This window comes from Oleiphilus sp. HI0043 (genome assembly GCF_001634935.1).
The window spans coordinates 1-2,037 of sequence record NZ_LWEY01000435.1; the positions used below are offsets into that span (position 1 = coordinate 1).

The following is a 2,037-nucleotide window of genomic DNA, read 5'->3' on the forward strand; positions in this document are numbered from 1 at the left end:
TCTGAGCAATATCTGTAATCAAACGCCTAAACCACTGATGGTCCGCATTATGATGAAGTAATGGGCTCCAGGCCATCTTGAGATCGAATGCTGGTATATCGAAGGGCGGCTCTTTCATTACAAGCTTAGAGCTCTCGCTTTTTAAACGCGCCGCGCGGCTCGGCAGCGTAGCCACTAAGTCATGCTGCTGCGCCAACAACATCGCCACCTGGTAATGACGGGTAAATACACTAATTTCGCGCTTTGCTCCAATACGATCCAGCGCTTCATCAACCCAACCCAAGCGCTGCACATCATTCGGGTTCACTCCAACACCCACACCAAAGCCAGTTTTACTCACCCAAATATGGCTGGCCTTTAGGTAGGCATCCAGATCGAAGCTATTGACCAAGGTGTTACTGGGGCTCATCAGGCATGAGAAGGTATCAGACCAGAGCGTTTTTTGGTGAAAAGACTGCGGCAAAGTATCAAAGCGATTAATCGCCATATCGACACGGCCTTGCTCAACATCTTCGAAAGATACATCACTGGGCGTTAAAACATCGAGCGTGATATTAGGCGCCTGCTTGCGAACTTCACTTAAAACAGCGGGAATCAAGGTAGATTCAGCGTAGTCGCTTGCCATCACGCGAAACACCCGATGGCTTTGAAGGTCAAAATCCCTATCCGGGTGAACTACACGATCGATATTGAATAATATCTCTCTCACCGCAGGCTTAAGGCTGAGCGCCAACTCAGTAGGCGCCATACCGTCACTGGTACGAACAAGCAATGGATCTTCGAACAGCAAGCGCAAACGCTTCAAACCATTACTCATCGCAGGCTGCGTAATACCAAGATGGTTTGCAGCCTTGGTGACGTTTTGCTCACGCAAAAGTACATCTAGGTGAACCAGCAAATTTAGATCAACATCACTTAGATTCATAGACCTAGACGCCCTTGGCTAATAACACTCAATTAAACTTAAACTTCATGGTAGATTTCACTACCTTCCTGTTTAAATTTCTCCGACATCTCACTCATACCTTCGTTCGCATCCTTTTCTGCTGCGTAATCACGAACTTCCTGAGATATTTTCATTGAACAAAACTTAGGGCCACACATTGAACAGAAATGTGCAACTTTAGCAGAGTCCTTAGGTAATGTTTCATCATGATAAGCACGAGCAGTATAAGGATCTAGCGCAAGGTTAAATTGATCTTCCCATCTAAACTCAAAACGAGCCTTTGACATAGCATTATCGTGAATCTGTGCACCAGGGTGGCCTTTTGCAAGGTCGGCAGCATGAGCCGCGATCTTATAGGTAATAAGGCCCTGTTTTACATCTTCTTTATTAGGTAGACCCAAGTGTTCCTTAGGCGTGACATAGCAAAGCATTGAACAACCATACCAGCCAATCAGTGCAGCACCAATGCCTGAGGTGAAGTGGTCATAGCCTGGTGCGATATCGGTAGTAAGTGGGCCAAGCGTGTAGAAAGGCGCTTCATCGCAATGCTTGAGCTGCTCTTCCATATTCGCCTTAATCATATGCATCGGCACATGACCCGGGCCTTCAATAAAGGTTTGCACATCGTGCTTCCAAGCTATCTTGGTAAGCTCGCCTAAAGTACGAAGCTCTGAGAATTGCGCCTCATCATTTGCATCAGCAATTGAACCTGGGCGTAAACCATCACCAAGTGAAAAGCACACATCATAGGCTTTCATAATCTCGCAAATTTCTTCAAAATGCGTATAGAGGAAGTTTTCCTTGTGATGAGCAAGGCACCATTTAGCCATAATTGAACCACCACGACTAACGATCCCGGTGACTCGATTCGCCGTCATAGGCACATAGCGCAATAACACACCTGCATGGATAGTGAAGTAATCAACTCCCTGCTCCGCCTGCTCAATTAAAGTATCACGGAACAACTCCCAGGTAAGATCTTCGGCAACCCCGCCACATTTTTCAAGCGCCTGATAAATCGGCACCGTACCAATCGGTACAGAAGAGTTTCGAATGACCCATTCACGTGTCTCATGAATATTCTGGCCTGT

The 2,037-nt window shown here is 46.5% G+C and carries 2 protein-coding genes; both read right to left on the minus strand.

Annotated elements, in window-relative coordinates; all coding sequences use genetic code 11:
* Positions 1 to 925, minus strand: a 925-nt coding sequence (locus tag A3729_RS05565) for a LysR family transcriptional regulator (RefSeq protein ID WP_068633355.1), incomplete at its 3' end; no start/stop codon positions are given.
* 38 nt (positions 926 to 963) lie between these two features.
* On the minus strand, positions 964 to 2,037 hold a 1,074-nt coding region (thiC, locus tag A3729_RS05570), incomplete at its 5' end, for a phosphomethylpyrimidine synthase ThiC (RefSeq protein WP_068633357.1).